At 67.3% G+C, this 14,350-nt stretch carries 13 protein-coding genes and 1 pseudogene; 3 read left to right on the plus strand and 11 right to left on the minus strand.

Annotated elements, in window-relative coordinates; translation table 11 throughout:
* The 3 genes from rph (at window position 1) to O5K39_RS06045 (ending at window position 1,650) form a co-directional block, all read left to right on the plus strand.
* Window positions 1-741 (plus strand): ribonuclease PH, encoded by a 741-nt coding sequence (rph, locus tag O5K39_RS06035; RefSeq protein WP_271146374.1) that lies wholly within the window; start codon window positions 1-3, stop codon window positions 739-741.
* Between the two features lie 131 nt (window positions 742-872).
* Window positions 873-1,217: a hypothetical protein gene (locus O5K39_RS06040; protein WP_271146375.1), complete on the plus strand. Its 345-nt coding sequence runs from the start codon at window positions 873-875 to the stop codon at window positions 1,215-1,217.
* Between the two features lie 112 nt (window positions 1,218-1,329).
* Window positions 1,330-1,650, plus strand: a complete 321-nt coding sequence (locus O5K39_RS06045; protein WP_271146376.1) for a hypothetical protein — start codon at window positions 1,330-1,332, stop codon at window positions 1,648-1,650.
* A gap of 140 nt (window positions 1,651-1,790) precedes the next feature.
* On the opposite strand, the gene pnp is transcribed toward O5K39_RS06045, so the two are convergent.
* The 11 genes and pseudogenes from pnp to rimP all read right to left on the minus strand — a co-directional run bounded on the left by pnp (window position 1,791) and on the right by rimP (window position 14,348).
* Window positions 1,791-4,025 (minus strand): polyribonucleotide nucleotidyltransferase, encoded by a 2,235-nt coding sequence (gene pnp / locus O5K39_RS06050; protein WP_271146377.1) that lies wholly within the window; start codon window positions 4,023-4,025, stop codon window positions 1,791-1,793.
* Window positions 4,026-4,326: 301 nt separating this feature from the next.
* Window positions 4,327-4,596, minus strand: coding sequence for a 30S ribosomal protein S15 (gene rpsO / locus O5K39_RS06055; RefSeq protein ID WP_271146378.1), 270 nt, complete (start codon window positions 4,594-4,596; stop codon window positions 4,327-4,329).
* Window positions 4,597-4,644: 48 nt separating this feature from the next.
* Window positions 4,645-5,577 (minus strand): tRNA pseudouridine(55) synthase TruB, encoded by a 933-nt coding sequence (truB, locus tag O5K39_RS06060; protein WP_271146379.1) that lies wholly within the window; start codon window positions 5,575-5,577, stop codon window positions 4,645-4,647.
* Entirely contained in the window at window positions 5,564-6,052 is a 489-nt protein-coding gene (locus O5K39_RS06065; protein WP_271146380.1) for a hypothetical protein, read from the minus strand. The genes truB and O5K39_RS06065 overlap by 14 nt, the downstream gene beginning before the upstream one ends.
* Before the next feature lie 2 nt (window positions 6,053-6,054).
* A complete protein-coding gene (gene rbfA / locus O5K39_RS06070) occupies window positions 6,055-6,504 on the minus strand; it encodes a 30S ribosome-binding factor RbfA (protein ID WP_271146381.1) in 450 nt (149 codons plus the stop codon).
* A gap of 82 nt (window positions 6,505-6,586) precedes the next feature.
* Entirely contained in the window at window positions 6,587-7,339 is a 753-nt protein-coding gene (locus tag O5K39_RS06075) for a DUF2459 domain-containing protein (protein ID WP_271146382.1), read from the minus strand.
* Window positions 7,279-7,839: a hypothetical protein gene (locus tag O5K39_RS06080; protein ID WP_271146383.1), complete on the minus strand. Its 561-nt coding sequence runs from the start codon at window positions 7,837-7,839 to the stop codon at window positions 7,279-7,281. The genes O5K39_RS06075 and O5K39_RS06080 overlap by 61 nt, the downstream gene beginning before the upstream one ends.
* Window positions 7,840-8,103: 264 nt before the next feature.
* Window positions 8,104-11,145, minus strand: coding sequence for a translation initiation factor IF-2 (gene infB, locus O5K39_RS06085; RefSeq protein WP_271146384.1), 3,042 nt, complete (start codon window positions 11,143-11,145; stop codon window positions 8,104-8,106).
* Between the two features lie 222 nt (window positions 11,146-11,367).
* Window positions 11,368-11,982: pseudogene (locus O5K39_RS06090) on the minus strand (RNA-binding protein); the annotation flags it as partial.
* 18 nt (window positions 11,983-12,000) lie between these two features.
* Entirely contained in the window at window positions 12,001-13,734 is a 1,734-nt protein-coding gene (gene nusA / locus O5K39_RS06095; RefSeq protein WP_271146385.1) for a transcription termination factor NusA, read from the minus strand.
* Window positions 13,734-14,348 (minus strand): ribosome maturation factor RimP, encoded by a 615-nt coding sequence (gene rimP, locus O5K39_RS06100; protein ID WP_271146386.1) that lies wholly within the window; start codon window positions 14,346-14,348, stop codon window positions 13,734-13,736. Before rimP ends, nusA begins: the two co-directional genes overlap by 1 nt.
* Window positions 14,349-14,350: the final 2 nt, after the last annotated feature.

The raw sequence follows: 14,350 nt of genomic DNA on the forward strand, positions 1-14,350 counted from the left end.
ATGACCGCCACCCCCCGCCACTCCGGCCGCACCCCCGAACAGCTCCGTACCGTGACGCTGGAGACCGGGGTGAACCGCTATGCCGAGGGGTCGTGCCTGGTCTCGTTCGGCCATACCAAGGTCCTCTGCACCGCCTCGATCGAGGACAAGGTGCCCGGCTGGATGCGCAACTCGGGTCAGGGCTGGGTCACCGCCGAATACGGGATGCTGCCTCGCGCCACCCATACGCGCGGCCGTCGCGAGGCTGCGGCGGGCAAACAGTCGGGGCGGACCCAGGAGATCCAGCGGCTGATCGGGCGGTCCCTGCGGGCCGTGGTCGATCTGAAGGCCCTGGGCGAGCGGCAGGTCCTGATCGACTGCGACGTGATCCAGGCCGACGGCGGCACCCGCACCGCCTCGATCACCGGGGCCTGGGTCGCGATGGCGGCGGCGCTGGGATATCTGAAGGCCGAGGGCGTGCTGAAGGCGGACCCGATCCTGGACCAGGTCGCGGCGGTGTCGTGCGGCGTATGCAGCGACCAGCCGGTGCTCGACCTCGACTACGAAGAGGATTCGAATGCCGAGGCCGACAGCAATTTTGTCCTGACCGGATCGGGCACCATCGTCGAGATCCAGGCGACCGGCGAGAAGCGCGGCTTCTCTCGTGCTGAATTCGACCGGCTGTTCGAACTGGCCCAGGGCGGCTGTGACGACCTGTTCGTGCTGCAACGCGCGGCGCTGGAGGCCGCGCTGAAGGGCTGACCTCGACGCCGTGGGCCCTTTCCCGAGGCTGCGGATCGGCGCATCGTCACGGTCTGATCCGGATCGGAGATGTCCATGCGTGCCGTCTCAACCTCTCTTGCCTTGCTGCTGGCCGCCCTGACGCTCACGGCATGCGACGGCCCGCCCGACCCTTCGTCGCCGTAGCGGCGGACTCGCAACCGTCCGCTGCGCCGCCCATCCTCATGCCGCTCGACGCCCCGCCGCAGGAAGAGCCCCTGCCCGATTCCGCCATCGGTTCGGGCGAGAAGGCGGAATGCGAGGCCGAGATCGGCGCGGATGCCGCCGCCCGCCTCGTCGAGCGCTGCATCGCGGTCAGCCCGGCGACGCGGCCGCCGTGCAACGCCGCCAACCCCTGTGCACTGATCCGGGACGAGATCGACCGCTCCTGCGCCATGTACGAAGCGGGTGAGACGCGCCCTGCGGAGTGTACGCCATCCGACACACCGGCAAGATGAACGGTCGCTGAATTTCGCCCCGCCACAGTGCAAACAAATTTCGTGACATGCCGCGAAGCTTGAGTAGTCTGACGTAGTTGCGTTCTCGCAACCTTGAATGGGGGACTACCTAATGAAGCTCTTGAAGACCTCATCCGCCCTGGCAGTCGTGATGCTGCTGGGCGCCTGGACCTCGGCGGCCGACGCCGACGTGGTCATCGTCAACGACGACGCACCCGCCTGGGTCGCCGGCATGGCTGACATCGCCGACGGCTCCGCTCCGGCCTTCCAGGACGCTGAAGACGACGACGAGTGCGACGACGAAGAGGATGACGAGGAAGACGACGAAGAAGACGACGAGGAAGAAGACGACGAAGACGAAGAGGACGACGAAGAAGACGACGAGGACGAGGAAGACGACGAGTGCGAGGACGACGAGGACGAACTCGTCTGAGCTCACGCTTCACCGTTGTGAAGCGTCAGGAGGGCGGTGGCTTCGGCCACCGCCCTTTTTCGTGGCCGGGAAGGCCGCGCATGAAAAAGGCCCCGCTGTTTCCAGCGGGGCCTTCGTCATTTCAGCGATGATGCCGAGTCCTAGTCGCGACGGGGACGACGACCACGGTCGCCGCCGCCGCCTTCACGCTTCTTGCCGCCGCCGCCGGTGTCTTCGGTCAGGGGGGCCTCACCGCGTTCGGCGCGTTCCGCGTTGATCTTGTCGGTCAGGTCTTCACCCGTCGACTGATCGACGACCTTCATCGACAGCTTGGTCTTGCCGCGATCGTCGAAGCCCAGGAATTTGACCTTGACCTCTTGACCCTCGGACAGGACGTCGGCCGGGTTGGCGACGCGTTCCAGGGCGATCTGTGACACGTGGACCAGACCGTCCTTGGCACCGAAGAAGTTCACGAAGGCGCCGAAGTCCACGACCTTCACGACCTTGCCGGAGTAGATCATGCCGGGCTCGGGCTCGGACACGATCGACGAGATCCAGTTCTTGGCGGCGTCGATCTTTTCCTGGTCCGAAGCGGCGATCTTGACGGTGCCGTCGTCCTCGATGTTGACCTTGGCGCCGGTCTTTTCGACGATCTCGCGGATGATCTTGCCGCCAGTGCCGATGATGTCGCGGATCTTGTCGACCGGGACCTTGATGGATTCGATCTTGGGCGCGAACTCACCGAGCTCGGTGCGGGCGCCGTCGATGGCCTTGTCCATCTCGTCGAGGATGTGCAGGCGGCCGGCCGAGGCCTGGGCGATCGCCTTGCGCATGATCTCTTCGGTTATGCCCGTGACCTTGATGTCCATCTGCAGGGACGTGATGCCCTCGCGCGTGCCGGCCACCTTGAAGTCCATGTCGCCCAGGTGATCTTCGTCACCCAGGATGTCGGACAGGATGGCGAACTCGCCGGACGGCTCGAGAATCAGGCCCATGGCGATGCCCGAGACCGGACGGGTCAGCGGCACGCCCGCGTCCATCAGCGCCAGCGAGGCACCGCAGACCGAGGCCATGGAGGAGGAGCCGTTGGACTCGGTGATCTCCGACACGATGCGGATCGTGTAGGGGAAGTCTTCCGCCTTGGGCAGCATCGGACGGATCGCGCGCCAGGCCAGCTTGCCGTGGCCGATTTCGCGACGGCCCGCGCCGCCCATGCGGCCGGTTTCACCGACCGAATAGGGAGGGAAGTTGTAGTGCAGCAGGAACTTCTCTTTGTAGGTCCCGGCCAGCGAGTCGACGTATTGCTCGTCTTCGCCGGTGCCCAGGGTGGCGACGACGATGGCCTGGGTTTCACCGCGGGTGAACAGGGCCGAACCGTGGGTGCGCGGGAAGACGCCGACTTCCGAGACGATGTCGCGGACCTTGTCGAGAGCGCGGCCGTCGACGCGGTGGCCGTTGTCGATGATGTCGCGACGCAGGACGTGGGCTTCGCATTCCTTGAAGGCCGTGCCGAACTTGGCGGAATCGACGCCGTCCGGATTTTCGTCGGTCTTCACCAGGGCGGCCGAGGCCTTCTTCTTGGCGGCGCCGACGGCTTCGTGGCGAGCATGCTTGCCGACGTGGGTATAGGCGGCCTTGATGTCCTCGCCGACCAGCGACTGGATGGCGGTGACGACGTCGGAGTGATCCTCGGCCTGGAAGTCGAAGGGCTCTTTCGCAGCGTGTTCGGCCAGTTCGATGATCGCGTCGATCACCGGCTGCATGCCGCGATGTGCGAACATCAGGGCGTTCAGCATGACCTCTTCCGACAGCTCCTTGGCTTCGGATTCGACCATCATCAGGGCGTCCTGGGTGCCGGCGACGACCAGATCGAGCTGGCTGTCAGGCAGTTGGTCCAGCGTCGGGTTCAGCACGAACTCGCCGTCGATATAGCCGACGCGCGCGGCACCGATCGGCCCCTGGAACGGCACGCCCGAGATGGTTAGGGCGGCGGAGGTGGCGACCATGCCGACGATGTCGGGATCGTTTTCCAGGTCGTGCTGCAGCACGGTGATGACGACCTGGGTCTCGTTCTTGAAGCCCTTGACGAACAGGGGGCGGATCGGACGGTCGATCAGGCGGCTGACGAGGGTTTCCTTCTCGGTCGGACGGCCTTCACGCTTGAAATAGCCACCCGGGATCTTGCCGGCGGCGAAGGTCTTTTCCTGGTAGTTGACGGTCAGCGGGAAGAAATCCAGGCCCGGCTTGGGCGCGCGACCGTAGACGACGGTGGCGAGGACGACGGTCTCGCCGTAGGTGGCCAGAACGGCGCCGTCGGCCTGGCGGGCGATGCGGCCCGTTTCCAGGGTCAGCGGGCGGCCGGCCCAGTCGATCGTCTTGCGTTTGATATCGAACATGTTTCGTCTTTCGTGTTCCGGCGGGCGTATTCCCGGCGGAGTCCCATCAGTGGGTGCGGATGCGTCGGGCGTTCAGTCCTTCGATCCAATGGACCGGCCGCCCCATGGCGATCGATCCGGAAGTGGAGAGGACTGTTCTCGAGCCCTCGCGTCATTCTTTGGGACCTGACTCGCGGCCTCGGCGAAGAGCCTCGACCGATCAGGATCCCTGCGCCGTTTCGTCCGGCGGCGCGCCGGTCTCTAGGTACGGAAAGAGGCGCGGACATGGCCCGCGCCTCGAAACCGTTGTCGTGGGATGCGCTTAGCGGCGCAGGCCCAGCTTGGTGATCAGAGCGGTGTAACGCTCCTTGTCGACCTTGGTCAGGTGATCCAGAAGACGACGACGCTGCGAGACCATCTTGAGCAGGCCGCGGCGCGAGTGGTTGTCCTTCTTGTGGGTCTTGAAGTGTTCGGTGAGGTTGGCGATGCGTTCCGACAGGATCGCGACCTGGACCTCGGCCGAGCCGGTGTCGCCGGCGGACCGGGCGTTCTCGGCGATGACTTCGTTCTTGCGTTCAGCAGTAATCGACATCGGTATTCTCCAGTTGGAGTCCCCTGACCAACCCCTTTTGATGGGGGGTCAGGAAAGATTGAAAACGCGGTCGGGTTCTAGCCGGCCGGCCCGCAACTGACCGAGAGCGACGAGGGTCTGTCCGTGAAAGGCGGAAACGGTACGAGAGCCATCCGTGAGGAGGCTCTTTAGCGTCTCGACCTGTCGGGGGAGCAGAACGATCGGTCGTCCCTGACGAAGCGAGAAGGCGTCCTGGTCCGTAATGGCCAGCTCCGGGATGTCGTCCAGGGCGGTCGCTACGGGCAGCAGGCCTTCAAAGGCGGCGTCCCTATGCACCAGATCGGTCAGGAAATCCAGAGTGACCGCGTTCTCGACGGAAAATGGACCCACCCGCTCGCGGCGCAACGCCGAAACATGCCCCTCGGCCCCCAGCATGACCGCCAGATCGCGCGCCAGCGACCGGACATAGACGCCCTTTCCGGTGCGAATGGTCAGCTCGACGTGATCCGGGTCGGGTGCATCGGTGACCTCGGCCTCGTGGATCGTCACCTTGCGGCTGGCCAGTTCGAACTCCACGCCGTCGCGGGCCAGGTCATACGCACGCTGGCCGTCCACCTTGATGGCGCTGAACTGGGGCGGGGTCTGGTCGATCTCGCCGACGAAGGACGGCAGGGCGGCGCGCACGGCCTCCACGCTCGGCCGGACGTCGGAGCGGCCGATGATCTCGCCCTCGCGATCGACACTGGCGGTCGAGATGCCCCAGTGGATGGTGAAGCGATAGACCTTCTGCGCCTCCATCATGAAGGGCACCGTCTTGGTCGCCTCGCCCAGGGCGATGGGCAGAATGCCGCTGGCCAGAGGGTCGAGCGTGCCCGCGTGTCCCGCCTTCTGGGCGTTGAACAGGCGGCGGACCCTGGACACGGCGTCGGTCGAGCCCAGCTCGAACGGCTTATCGAGACAGACCCAGCCGTTGACCGGATCTCCCTTCTTACGACGGCCCATGTGTCACCAAGGTCAAGGTTCCGAGGAATCTACCGTCCGGCGTCATCTCGCTAAAGTCGATGCGCGTTCTACCGTCGTCATAGCCAATGCTGCTCGCAACAACCGCCATGCGACCTGAAGGAGGAGCCGGGCAGCCTTCAGCTCGCACGCCGGTGACCTGTGCGCTTGGGAACCGATAGACCAGATTATGAAAGCCAGTTCGGAGACTCGTTGCGACACTCACGACTTCGGGTTGGACTACGGGCGCTCGTACTCGATAGCAGCGCAACACTGCAGTCATGACGCCATTGTCTACGGTCAGCGTTCCGTCCTCACCCGCTTGCCTGCCATTCACGGAAAGCGCGCCATAAGCCTCGTTGCCGTTTCTAGGCTCGGCGTTGACCGGGGTCAGGTTCAGCTGCGTGTCCTGTTTGATTGTGCAGCCCGTAAGAAGGATCACGGCTGCTAAGGCGAGGCATGAAAGCGAGATACGCACGCCTATTCCTCATCCTCGACCGGCGGCACGAACACGTCCGCGCGCACGCGCGGATCGTCCAGCAGACGGTTCAGCCGCTCGGCGGCCTCGAAGCTCTCGTCGTGGCGGAAGCGCAGGTCGGGGGTGAAGCGCATGTCGATGTGACGGCCCAGGGCGCCGCGCAGGAATTTGGCGTGGGCGTTCAGTGCCTTGATGATCTCGTCGATATGGCCGGCGGTGTCCGAGGTCTCGACGCCGGCCCCAAGCGGCTCGACGAAACAGGTCGCGTGTTTCAGGTCGGGCGACAGCCGCACCTCGCTGACCGTGATCGAGACCCCGACCAGGGCCGGGTCGCGGATCTCATTCTCGCGCATGACCTCGACCAGGGCGTGGCGGATCATTTCGGAGGCGCGCAGCTGGCGCTGGCTGACCAGGCCGGCGGTGGCCTTCGTCTTGGGTTTGCGGTTGCTCATGAGGTGGTCTCCGGCGCTTGCCGGGGATCGGACCCGGCGCAGGGCTGAAATAGAGGGGGCTGAACTGGAAAAGGGAGGCGGTCTAGGCCTGTGGGGCCGCCCTGTCCAATTGCGCGCGGTCGATGGTGCGGCCGATCTCCGACGACAGTATGGTCTGGACCGGCCGGATCGGCAGGCCGGCGGCGTCCAGAACCTCGCCGACCCAGTGATTGCACAGGTGCAGGACCGAGAAGGTCTCGCGGCTGGCGAAGAAGCGGACGGGATCGCCGGGGCGGGTCGCCGCCACGCGCGGGGTGCCGGTCGACAGGTCGAGACTGGCCTCGATGCGTCGGGCCATGCCGTCGAAGGCCGCGTCGGAGAGCACCAGTCGGCGACGGCCCTCGGCGACGAAGGCCTGTTCCGGGGCAATGGTCTCGGGGCGCAGCATCAGGACGGAGGGATTGCCGGGCCGGAAGAAGGCACGGGCACCGTCGGGCAGGCGATCGGCGATCGGGCTCTGATCGACGTAGAATCTGGCATCGCCCCAGCCGATCAGGATCCAGTCGCCGGGTTCAAGGGTGGCGACGGCGTCGGCCAGGGGGCCGGGCCGCGATGCCAGCGCCGCGCGCGGTACGACCATGTCGGTGTGGAAGCCGTTGTCGAGCAGGGTGACGGGCACCTGCCTGTCTGTCTCGTCTGCGGGCCAGAGCGCAGGATCGCCGGGGGTGGTCCAGGTCCACAGGGCGGCGAGGCTGCCGAGGACGCCGGCAAGGATCAGGCCGCGCAACACGATCGTCAGGGCCGTGCGGGCAGGCCGTCGCCCTCGCCCGGCGCGGCGCGCGGCGGAAGGGCCCATTCGCCGCGATAGCTGTAGTTGAGCTCGACGCAGTGGCGATAGCGCCCGTCGGGCCAGCGGCCCACCGCGTGCATGGTCAGGGGGCGCACGGCGCGCACCAGGCCTACGACCAGATAGGTCTGGTCGGCGCCGGGGCACAGGGCGCGGGCGAGGGGGCGGCCGTCACCCTCGGTGGGGATGGTGTAGACGGTGCTTTCGCCGGCACCCTCGGGCAGGGCGTCGCGCGCCTCATAGGGCCCGCCGCGCCGGATGTCGGCCGAACCGCGCGAGGACGTCGAGATGATCCGCCGGATCGACACCGCCCCGAACAGCCCCTTGTTGACCTCGAGCGTCAGGCCGCGCGTCAGGGCCGTCGTGATCCGGTCGGACGGATTGTAGGCGAGATAGCTGGTCCCCGCGAAGGCCGGGGTGGCGATCGTGGTGGCGGCGAGGACGGCGGGGATCAGGCGGCGGAACATGACGGTTTGATCGACGACCTGTGCGGCGGAAGCGTGGCGCATTGGTCTCCTCCCCGTCGCGCAGCGATGGGGAGGTGGCGCGGCGCTTCTTCAGCGCCGTGACGGAGGGGGCGACACGCTATCGACGGTGAGGCACCGCTCGCCCTCACTTTCGAGACCCAGTCGCCCCCTCCGTCACGGCCCGAAGCCGGGCCGCGCCACCTCCCCATTCGCCAAGCGGCGAACGGGGAGGAGAAACAACGTCTCGCGCTCAAGCAGCGAGGCTCCGCGAGCCGAGCGTTAGCGCGGCGGCGAAGCCGCCCCAGACTACAGCGTCCGCTGGATCTCTTCGACGGTGAAGCACTCGACGTAGTCGCCGACCTTGATGTCGTGGAAGCCCTGGAAATGCATGCCGCACTCCTGGCCCGACGGCACCTCGTTGACCTCGTCCTTGAAGCGCTTGAGCGTCGCCAGCGTACCCAGTTCCAGCACGACGATGTCGTCGCGGATGATCCGGACCTTGGCACCCTTGCGGACCACGCCTTCCGACACCCGGCAACCGGCGATCTTGCCGGTCTTGGAGATGTCGAACACCTGGAGAACCGCCGCGTTGCCGAGGAAGGTTTCGCGTTGCAGCGGGGCCAGCATGCCCGAAAGCACGCCCTTCATGTCGTCGAGCAGGTCGTAGATGATCGAATAGTAGCGGATCTCCACGCCTTCACGCTCGGCCATGTCGCGCGCCTGTTTCGAGGCACGGACGTTGAAGCCCAGGATCGGGGCACCGGCCGACTTGGCCAGCTGGACGTCCGACTCGGTGATACCGCCGGCGCCGGAATAGACCACGCGGGCGCGGACCTCGTCGTTGCCCATCTTCTCCAGCGAGCCCTGAATGGCCTCGCCCGAGCCCTGGACGTCCGACTTGATGAGGACGGGCAGTTCCGAGATCTTCTTGGAGCCCAGCTTGGCCATCATGTCGACCAGGCTGACCTGGTTGATGCCGCCGGTGGCCTTCTCGCGCTTGGTGCGGGCGCGGTATTCGGTCAGCTCGCGTGCGCGGGCCTCGGATTCCACGACGGCCAGCGGTTCGCCGGGCGACGGTGCCTCGTCCAGACCCAGGATCTCGACCGGGACCGAAGGCCCGGCTTCCTTGAGCTGTTCGTTGCGCTCGTTGAGCAGGGCGCGAACCTTGCCCCAGGCGGAGCCGGCCACGACGATGTCGCCGCGCTTCAGCGTGCCGCGCTTGACCAGGACGGTGGCGACGGGGCCGCGACCCTTGTCCAGCTTGGCCTCGATGACCACGCCTTCGGCCGAGCGTTCCGGATCGGCCTTGAGGTCCATGACCTCGGCCTGCAGCAGGATGGCCTCGATCAGACCGTCCAGGTTGATCTTGGCCTTGGCCGAGACCTCGACGATCTGGGTGTCGCCACCCAGGGCCTCGCCGATGATTTCGTATTGCAGAAGCTCGTTGATGACCTTCTGTGGATCGGCGTCCGGCTTGTCGACCTTGTTGATGGCCACGATGATCGGGGCACCGGCGGCCTTGGCGTGCTGGATGCTCTCGATCGTCTGGGGCATCACGCCGTCGTCGGCCGCCACCACCAGGATGACGATGTCGGTGACATTGGCGCCGCGCGTCCGCATGGCGCTGAAGGCCGCGTGGCCGGGGGTGTCGAGGAAGGTGACGGTCTCACCGCCCGGCGTCCGCACCTGATAGGCGCCGATGTGCTGGGTGATGCCGCCGGCCTCGCCCGCCGCCACGTCGGTGGTGCGCAGAGCGTCGAGCAGGGAGGTCTTGCCGTGGTCGACGTGGCCCATGATGGCCACGACCGGCGCACGCGGCGTGGTCGCCTCGTCGTCGATGTCGTCGGACAGGAAGCCGGTCTCGACGTCGGATTCGGAGACGCGACGCACGGTCATGCCGAACTCGTCGGCCACCAGCTCGGCGGTATCGGTGTCGATGACGTCGTTGATCTTCATCATGAGGCCCTGCTTCATCAGGAACTTGACGATGTCGACGCCGCGCACGGCCATCCGGTTGGACAGTTCCTGTACGGTGATGACGTCGGGAATGACGACTTCACGCGCGGTCTTGGGCGCGTCGGTCGAACCGCCCTTGCGCTTTTCCTTCTCGCGTTCGCGAGCGCGGCGCACGGAGGCGAGCGAACGCATCCGCTCGGCCGTGTCGCCGTCACCGGCCACGGACTGGATGGTCAGGCGGCCTTCGCGGCGCTTGGGCTCGCCGCGGGTGCGGCTGACGGCCTTGCCGGCGTCACTGAAGCGCTTGTCGCGATCGTCCTCGGGCTTGAGCGGGCGGGCGAAGCCGCCGCCGGCCGTACGGCTGGGGCGCGAGACCTCGGAGGCCACGGGAGGCGTGTTGGGGGTCGGACGACCGCCGGGGCCCGTGCGGGCACCGCCCGGACGCGCCGCGCCAGGGGCCGGACGCGGGTTCAGGGCCGAATAGCGGACAGGCTCGGCCGGCTTGACCGGGGCGCGCGACGTCGGGGCCGGACGATCGGCATAGGCCTTGTCGCCGCCGCCCATCGCCTCTTCACGCGCCGAACGGGCACCGAAGGCGGGACGGTCGATCGGCGCACGGGCCGGATTCGGGGCCTTGGGCACGCGCTGGCCGAAGTTCACGACCGGGCGAGCCGGCGGGGCCGGACGGGGTGCGGAGGCCGGGGCCGCAGCAGCGGGGGTCGGAGCCGGCGCAGCGGCAATGGGAGCCGAAGCAACCGGCGCGGGGGCCGGAGCCGTAGCGACAGGCGCCACAGGCTTGGGCGGCAGCGGTGCGCGAGCGGCGGGCTTGCCGGGGGGCAGGGGCGCGGCGGCCGACAGCTTGGAGGCCTCGGCGCGAGCGGCCTCGGCGGCGGCGCGGGCAGCGGCGGCCTCGGCCTGGGCGGCGTTGGCGGCGGCGGCGGCGGCTGCGGCCTGCTCGCGAGCGGCGGCGTCGCGGCGCGCCTGTTCGGCGGCGGCGGCGGCGGCGCGTTCGGCCTGGGCCTGGGTGGCCAGTTCGATGGCGCGGCGACGGGCCTCCTGTTCCTCACCCGACAGCGAACCGCCGGCGGGTTGAGGGCGAGGGGCCATCGGACGCGGAGCCTGGGCCTGTGGGGCCGGGCCATCGGTGCGCGGGCGCGCGACGTCGAAGCCCTGGGCGCGACCACCGACGGGAGCACCGGGGCGGCGCTTGGTCTCGACCACCACCGTCTTGGTCCGGCCGTGGCTGAAGCTCTGGCGCACGGTGCCGGTCGAAACCGATCCCACGGCGCGCGGCTTCAGGCTCAGCGGCGCGCGCGGTCCCGTCGCCGAAGGGGTTCCGGTCGGGGCCGTCGGCTGCTGGCCGTCGTTGGTCTTGTCGTTCTCGTCGCTCATCCGGTCGCTTTTACTCGTGGCGGGGAAGTCCGCCCAATCTTGAAATCGTCACGCCAAACACAAAAAGCCGTGCGCTGCTCCGCGCCCTTTTCAGGACCCGGAACCTCGCCCGCCAAAAGCCCCGGGGGGCTCATGTCCAGGGTCTTCGTCTGACCCGCTCGCAGCGGCTCCGCCACTTTCCGGAGAAAGGGAGCCGTGACCGGTTTCGGCGCCGCGCTGCGGTCCGTCCTGGTCCCACTCCGATGGTCGGAGCGGTTTGAAACCCGCCAGCCGCTCGACCTCGACGGTCCAGCGATCGGCCCTGCCGCCATGCAGCAGGACGGCGTGTATCGCATTTTCCAGCCCAAGGGCCAAACTCAAATCGTCCGCGCTGAACATCCCGCAGACTTTCGCGGTCTGGTGGCGGGCCAGGGCCAGGAGTTTTCCGCGTCCGTCCGAAGATCCATCGGACGCCTCGATGACCCAGGCGGCCTTGCCGGCGCGGATCGCGGCGGCCGATTTCTCGAAGCCGGAGATAAGCACGCCTTCGCGTCGGGCAAGGCCCAGCTGGTCCAGACAGCGCCGGAACAGCAGGGTTTCGACCGTCGCGGCCAGGTCGGCCGAGGCGTTGAGCTTGGTCTTGGCCGAGCGCGAGAACAGGTTCTTCTTCGACGCTGTCTCGATCGAGACGCGGTCGGCGGCGACCCACATTCCGCGCCCGGGCAGTTTCCTGCCCAGGTCGGGAGCGACCGAACCGTCCGGAGCGGCGACGAAGCGGATCAGACGAGATTCCTCCATGACCTGGTGCGTGACCAGGTCGCGGCGCTCTCTATCCGATGTCGCGTCTCGCAGGCTCATGGACGGTCCGGGTCTCCATCACGCGTTCTGGGGCTGGTCGGCGTCGTCGTCGGCGGCCTCGACGTCACCGTCGGCCTCCGTTTCGGGCGCTTCACCGAAGACGGCTTCGGGGTCGTATTCACCCTCGGCGTACTCTTCCTCGTATTCCGGCTCGGGCTGCGGCAGTTCCGAGGCGTCGATCCAGCCGGCCGCGACACGGGCCTGGAGGATCAGCATCTCGGCGTCTTCCTGGGCCAAGTTGAAGCTTTCCAGCACGCCGGGGACCTTGACCCGCTCGCCGTTCTTCATCTCGTAGCCGCCACGGATTTCGTCGGTGGCCAGGTCGGCCAGGTCCTCGACCGTCTTCACCCCGCCTTCGCCGAGCGCGACGGCGATGGCGCCGGTCACGCCGGGCACGGCCAGAACCTCGTCCAGCACGCCCAGCTCGACGCGCTTGGCGTCCAGAATGGCAGCCTGACGGTCGAGATAGTCGCGGGCGCGGGCCTGGAGTTCCTCGGCGGTGTCTTCGTCGAAGCCTTCGATCTCGGCGACTTCATAGTTGTCGACGAAGGCCAGATCCTCGACGGTCGCGAAGCCTTCGGTGACCAGCAGCTGGGCGATGACTTCGTCGACGTCCAGGGCTTCCTGGAACAGCTGGGTACGCTCGGTGAACTCGCGCTGGCGACGCTCGGAGTCCTGGGATTCCGTGATGATGTCGATCTGCCAGCCGGTCAGCTGGGATGCCAGGCGGACGTTCTGGCCACGACGGCCGATGGCGAGCGACAGCTGCTCGTCGGGCACGACCACCTCGACCCGGTCGGCTTCTTCGTCGAGCACGACCTTGGAGACTTCGGCGGGAGCCAGCGCATTCACGATGAAGGTCGGCTCGTCCGGGTTCCACTGGATGATATCGATCTTCTCGCCCTGCAACTCGGCGACGACCGCCTGAACCCGCGAGCCACGCATGCCGACGCAGGCGCCCACGGGGTCGATGGAGGAATCGTTCGACAGCACGGCCATCTTGGCGCGCGAACCGGCGTCACGGGCGGCGGCGCGGATCTCGATCACGCCGTCATAGACCTCGGGCACTTCCTGGGCGAACAGCTTGGCCATGAAGCCGGGGTGCGCCCGCGACAGCATGATCTGCGGGCCCTTGGCCTCGGGCCGGACGTCGTAGATGTAGGTGCGGATCCGGTCGCCGATGTTGAAGATTTCGCGCGGGATCGACTGGTCGCGGCGCATGATGCCCTCGCCCCGGCCCAGGTCGACGATGGTGTTGCCGTATTCGACGCGCTTGACGGTGCCGTTGACGATCTCGCCGACGCGGTCCTTGAACTCTTCGTACTGGTTGGCGCGCTCGGCGTCGCGGACCTTTCCGGTGATGACCTGACGGGCCATCTGGGTCTGGACGCGGCCGAACTCGAACGGCGGCAGGTCCTCGACATATTCCTTGCCGACCACGGCTTCCGGATCGCGCTTGGACGCGTCGGTCAGACGGACCATGGCCGAGTCGTTGAACTCTTCCAGTTCGTCTTCCGGCATCCAGTCGTCCTCGACGATAGTGACGTGACGGGTCAGGGCGAGCTCGCCGGTCTTGGGGTCGATCTTGGCGCGGATGTCGTGGTGCGCGCCGTAACGCGACTTGGCGCCCTTCTGGATGGCTTCTTCCAGGGCCTCGACCACGATCTCGCGGTCGATGTTCTTCTCCTGGGCGACCGCATTGGCGATCTGCAGAAGTTCCAGGCGATTGGCGGAAATACCGGTGACGGCCATCAGGCTTTGTCCTCAGGAGTGGTGGTCGTGTCAGTGTCTTTGTCTTCGGGCGCCGCTTCCGGCAGTCCGTCGTCTTCAGGTTCGCCGCGCTGGGCGCGCAGCTCGGCCCCGCGCTTGATCAGGGCGTCGCTCATCACGAGCTTGGCGTCCACGATCCAGTCGAAGGGGATCAGGGCGGTGTCGGCCTCGCCGTCCAGGTCGATGGCGACCATGTCGGTCCCCGCCTCGTCCTTGTCCAACCCGGCCAGGACGCCCTTGAAGCGCTTGCGCCCCTCGATCATCCGATCGGCTTCCATTCGCGCCTCGAACCCCTCGAACAGGTCGAAGTCGATGAGGCGGGTCAGGGGGCGGTCTATGCCGGGCGACGACACTTCCAGCAGATATTCGCCGGGGATCGGATCGGCGGCGTCGAACACCTCCGACACGGCGCGGCTCAGGCGCGCGCATTCCTCGACCGAGATGTCGTGATCGCTGGGCCGCTCGGCCATGATCTGAAGTCGCTGACGCAGGGTCCCGCCCATCAGCCGCACCCGCACGACCGCGAGCCCGAGCGACTCCGCGATGGGGTCGATCAGTTCGATCAGCTGGCGGTCCTGGACGGTCTTGGCGCGCAAGG

Origin of the sequence: Brevundimonas sp. NIBR10 (assembly GCF_027912515.1) — a bacterium.
Classification (GTDB): domain Bacteria; phylum Pseudomonadota; class Alphaproteobacteria; order Caulobacterales; family Caulobacteraceae; genus Brevundimonas.